At 67.2% G+C, this 4,967-nt stretch carries 6 protein-coding genes; 5 read left to right on the plus strand and 1 reads right to left on the minus strand.

Going from position 1 to position 4,967, the window contains the following annotated elements; translation table 11 throughout:
- The 5 genes from BN13_RS19730 to BN13_RS18885 all read left to right on the plus strand — a co-directional run.
- A partial coding sequence (locus BN13_RS19730) for a hypothetical protein (protein WP_048548060.1) occupies positions 1-390 on the plus strand: 390 nt, incomplete at its 5' end.
- Between the two features lie 285 nt (positions 391-675).
- Positions 676-936, plus strand: coding sequence for a helix-turn-helix domain-containing protein (locus BN13_RS15200; protein WP_048548061.1), 261 nt, complete (start codon positions 676-678; stop codon positions 934-936).
- Positions 937-1,177: 241 nt separating this feature from the next.
- Positions 1,178-1,666: a hypothetical protein gene (locus tag BN13_RS15205; protein ID WP_048548062.1), complete on the plus strand. Its 489-nt coding sequence runs from the start codon at positions 1,178-1,180 to the stop codon at positions 1,664-1,666.
- A complete protein-coding gene (locus tag BN13_RS15210) occupies positions 1,663-3,144 on the plus strand; it encodes a site-specific DNA-methyltransferase (protein ID WP_048548063.1) in 1,482 nt (493 codons plus the stop codon). Before BN13_RS15205 ends, BN13_RS15210 begins: the two co-directional genes overlap by 4 nt.
- 385 nt (positions 3,145-3,529) lie before the next feature.
- Complete coding sequence (locus BN13_RS18885) at positions 3,530-3,853, plus strand: sigma factor (protein WP_162199977.1); 324 nt, start codon at positions 3,530-3,532, stop codon at positions 3,851-3,853.
- A 95-nt stretch (positions 3,854-3,948) separates the two neighbouring features.
- Here the strand turns inward: BN13_RS18885 and BN13_RS15215 are convergent, their stop codons facing one another.
- Positions 3,949-4,314: a hypothetical protein gene (locus tag BN13_RS15215; RefSeq protein ID WP_048548064.1), complete on the minus strand. Its 366-nt coding sequence runs from the start codon at positions 4,312-4,314 to the stop codon at positions 3,949-3,951.
- Between the last annotated feature and the right edge of the window lie 653 nt (positions 4,315-4,967).

A 4,967-nucleotide genomic window follows, 5' to 3' on the forward strand; every position in this document is an offset into this window, starting at 1 on the left:
CGGCCCGTCGCACCGGCCGCCGCTGCTGCCCGCGCCGAGGCCCTGCCCCGAGGCCGCACGCCGCGCCCCTGCGCGATCTGCGGTATCGATCTGCCTACCACCGCCCGTGCCCGCAAGCTGACCGTCTGCTCACGAGCGTGCGAAGGGATCGCGAAAGCACGCGCCGCGTTCCGCCGCGGCGCACTGCGGGCCGGTGAGCCCAAAGACTTCAGTCGCCGCGACGGTGGCGCCGGTCAGATCACCAGACTCGACTTACCCGCGTGGCTTGAGCTGACCGACGACCAAGTCACCTACCGCCTGCGCACCGGTGCCATCCCGCCCCACGACGGACGCACCGACTGGGTGCCGTGGTGGTGGATCTCCACCCTCGACCAGATAGGACTCCGATAACAGAAACGAGTCGGGCACGTGGTGGCTCGATAGCGCCACCGACGTCGACGGCACCCCCTTGACGGGCGCCAGCATGATCAATGCCCACCTGCCGGCAGCTTTGCGCCGGGCGTGCTTGCGTGCTCCACCACCCCTGCCCGCGCTTGGCCACTGCACTGGCGAGCCGACCCGCGTGTCATGGAGCGCACCTGCCCGCACGACGTCGAGCATCACGACCCCGAGACCCCTGCTCCTGCCGCTGGGTCCTGGACAACCCGGGCGTCGCCTCATTGTGAGCTGATCCAAGTGACGGAGCGACCCGACGCGCCGGCCCAGCCGGAAGCCGAAGCGCTCGACGCCGCCGTCACCCGGGCCGTGCAACACGTCGCCGCGACCCTCGACGCCCACATGGAGGCCCACGGTCTTTCGGTCCGCGACGTGGCCCGCGCCTGCGGTATCAGCGTCGGCACCGTCCAGGCCGTCCGCACCGGCAAGACCCGCCTCGAAGCCCGCGTCCTCGCCCGCCTCGAAACCGGCCTCGGCACCACGCTCTGGCCCCGGGACTGACCACCCGCCAGCGACCCCGCACACGGGCACGCCGACATCGGCGACGGGATTGCCTCCCACCGCCGACACGACACGGCGCGGCCCGATGAACACGCCACGACGATCGCAAACCCTCCGGACACCCGCGTTGTGACGTTCTGCGATTTCATCGGCGAGTCGCAGGAAGTCACGCACGCCCGATCCTCAAGACTGGCCGCGTGACATCGCCCGTCCGGTTCCCACTGTCCTGCCAGGGGCGACGGTGACGTACCCGACGGACGGCGACTGGTGGTGCGAGGACAGCGGCCGCACTCCACACCGCGCACCCCAAGGCAGCCGCCGCTGCGAGGTCCACGCCAAGGAGTACAAGCGCTACCAGGACCGCGTCCGCGCTGCCCGCGCACGGTTCGCCCGCACCCACCCCGGCGAAACCTACGAGGCACCGCCATACGCCCCGACCGGCGGCAAGAGCCCCTCAACGGTGGTGCTGCACCCCTACGAGGTGCTGGACCTCCTGTCGCTGCGCGAGGATCTGGACGCGGCCATCGCCCGTGTCCGCCGCCTCCAACGCGGACGCACGCGACCCGACGAAGCCGCCCTCCACCTCGCCGACCTCACCGACAAGATCGCGGCCATCCTCCAGGAGTTCGGAGAACGTCTAGACCACGACGCCCGAGCCAGATCCCCGGTTCTCGCCACCGCCACCCAAACCACCCGAAACCTCCAGCCCAGCAAGAAGGAGCGACGATGACGCGACTGGACCCGACGGCCCCGGCCGATACTTCGACCGTGGTGACACCCCAATACGAAGGCCGAGTCGGCATCACGTGGACCAACCAGCACCGGCGACTACTCGCACGGGACGACAACACCTACGAGTGGGTGCCCGCGCACGATGAACGAGTCTCGGAGGTCCGGCTACTCGACAGCGTTGCCGTCGTGGGTCACACCTACGAGGACGCACAACGAGCGGCCGACAACCTGCTCGTCCGCGGCGACGCCCTGCACGCGCTTCGCTCCCTAGCCTCGCTCCCCGAGTTCCGCGACGAGTACCTCGGCAAGGTGAAGCTCTGCTACATCGACCCGCCGTTCAACTCGCTGCGCGCATTCGCGCAGTACGACGACGCGCTCAAGCACTCGGTGTGGCTCACGATGATCCGAGACCGGCTCGAACAGATATGGCGACTCCTCGCTGACGACGGGGTGGTCTGGCTCCACCTCGACAACAACGAAGTCCACAGGGCCCGGATGGTCTGCGACGACGTGTTTGGTGAAGAGAACTACCGGAACACCGTCATCTGGCGGCGCACCACCGGAAAGTCCGCCGCCGTCCGCAACCTCGGAACCATGCATGACACCCTGCTCGTGTACGCCAAGACCGCCGCAGCAACCTTTCGGCCCATGCTCCTGCCCTACGACGAGAAGTACCTGAAGGACAAGTACAGCGGCTCGGATGACAAGGGCCTATACACCCTCGGGGACCTCACTGCGCCGGGCCTGCGCAAGGGAGACAGCGGGGAGCCGTGGCGCGGCATCGACGTGTCCGCTCGACGTCGGCACTGGGTGGCTCCACAGTTGGCGGACGAACTCATCGGGCCGAGTGCGGCAGGAATGGCGACTCGGCAGAAGCTCGATGCACTCGCTGAGGCGGGTTTCGTTCAGACGCCCGGCAAGCCAGGTGCCATGCCGCGCTTCAAGCGTTACCTGGACGAGGAGGGTGGCGTCGCGCTCGGTGACTTGTGGACCGACATCACTGTGCTGAACTCGCAGTCGAAGGAGCGCCTCGGATTCGACACACAGAAGCCTGAGCAACTGGTCGAGCGCATCGTTCGGATCGCCACCGACCCGGGGGACATCGTGTTGGACTGCTTCGTCGGCTCGGGCACGACCGCCGCGGTCGCCCACAAGTTGGGCCGCCGGTGGGTCGCTTGCGAACGCGAGCAGGAGACGGTGGAGCACTACGTCATGCCCAGGCTGGAGTCGGTCGTGGCGGGACGTGACCCGTCGGGGATCACGAAGTCAGCCGGATGGGAGGGGGGGGCGGCGGGTTCCGAGTCCTCGACGTGCACCCGTCCATGTTCGAGCGCACATCCGACGACCGGGTCGTCGTCGCCCCGTGGGCGGCCGGCGGTGCCCTCGCGGAGGCGGTCGCTGCGCAGGCGGCCTTCCCGTTCGACCCCGCTCGAAGTGATCCTCATGGCTGCTCTGAGCGCAGCGGCCAGCCGCTGATGTCCGGCACCTCGGCGGGCAGTTTCGCCACCCGCCACAGCGACCCGTCTTGCCGACGCCACTGGGAGCGGAATCCGACGACCTGGCGTAGCCACGTCGGATACAGCGGATCGTCTTTACGCGAGCCGGAGTCTCCTTGTACTAGTCACACTGAGGGCCCACGCCAAGCGTGAGGCCCTCAGTCTTGAACCGGCCCCTCCGGGCCGGTCGTTGGGCCGTCTTGCCACCAGGCCGCGATCAGGTCGCAGGCTGGGGCGTCGTGCTAGTCGACTGCTCGACCCCACGGCAGACCAGGCCCTGACCGGCCACCGACGGCAGCTCGAGCTGGAGACAAGTTTCTGCCTCTGAACTGATATCTCGGCGGGGTCCCGGGACTCTATTCCCCGTGAGCGAGGAAACTGACGGGGCGGCGAGGCGTCGGCGCGTTGAGGGCGAGATCAGGGCTCTACTCAATGATCGACGGCTGGATGGCATCGTCCGTACGTTGGAGAGTCACTTCCCGGGGAATCCTCAACTTGCCGAGGACGCGGTACTTGAAGCTGTGGCCCGCCTCATCCAGCAGATCGAACGCAACGACGTCACCCATGTTGTGACCTACATACAGAAGGTCGCCACCAACTACATCAAGAAAGAGTTGACGAGGCTTGCACAGCTGGGTGGCGTCGACTCCCTCTCGATCACACCTTCGAAGACGACTACGACTGGATGACCGCCGACGACCTCGCGCAAGAGGTCACGGCGATCCTCGGGATCGACGTGAGCCCAGCCACGGCATCCATGTGGAAGTCGCGAGGCCTGCAGCGCCTACGCGCTCACTTCAACTTTGACGATCACCTCGACTCCGTCGAGGTGATCGCTGATACGCCTGTTGACGTCGTTCCGGCGCGCATCCGCTTCCGCGATCATCGCGGCGCGCTCAGCCTTTTCGACCCAACGTCGTTCCCGCGCCAGGCGCTCCGCGACGTCGGTAGACCAGGGCAGCACGGTGTCGGTGTCGACGATGGCGATCCGATGCGGCGGCACCGACCAGCAGCCGATGATGTGGTGATAGCGCAAGGTCGAAAGAATGGATTCACCGTCCGTCGACAGGGCGCCGATCTCGATCTCCGCCATGTCCTGCGAGCCGATGACGGCGACGACGGTTCCCGGTGCGATCCCGGCGGTATTCACGAGGCGTCCTGCGGGTAGCCGCGACGCTCAAACTCGCAAGCGTGACAGGTGCAACCGCGCCCCAGGCGGCAGCGGTGGCACCGCCTGGGGTTCGACCCGTCCGGCCAGCCGAGGTGGTGGAACTTGAACCCGGACAGGAGATGCACCACGGGCCGGGTTCCGAAGCCCCGTCAGCGGTAGCCCGATGGTGTCGGCGTCGGCGCGATCGTGGCATTCCTCGCATTCGAGGACGCGCGGCTCCAGGCTGACGATTCCAGGGACGGCGTTGGGGTCGGCGAGGTCTTCCATGCTTGGGATGAGCGCAGTGACTCGCCGTCAGTGGTCAAACCCACAGCGTCAGTGATGGCGGTGTGCATATCGCACACTCCCCGGCGCGGTTCTGATCCGCGGCGGCTGGTCCGGCGGTAGCCGATGTGCGGGGCCGGGGCGCGGTGTCCTTTATGAAGCGCCTCCGGCGTCGGGCGCTGCGCGCCCTTGCCTTCGGCGCGGTGTTCGTGTCGTGTCGTTGTGGTCGGTTCGTGTTGACGCCTTCGGCGTTGGGCGTTTCGTGTCGTTGTTGTTCTGGTCGTTCTTCGTGGTCTTGGTCGTCTCGGTCTGGTTCTTGTCGTCTCGGTCTGACTGTTCTGTCTGTGTTCGGTCTGGTCTCGGCATGG

It is taken from the genome of Nostocoides jenkinsii Ben 74 (genome assembly GCF_001046875.1).
GTDB lineage: Bacteria > Actinomycetota > Actinomycetes > Actinomycetales > Dermatophilaceae > Nostocoides_A > Nostocoides_A jenkinsii.

What these genes read in the sequence shown, in the direction of transcription:
- BN13_RS15210 (WP_048548063.1), top strand. Translation starts at nt 1,663, where the DNA reads ATGACGCGACTGGACCCGACGGCCCCGGCCGATACTTCGACCGTGGTG.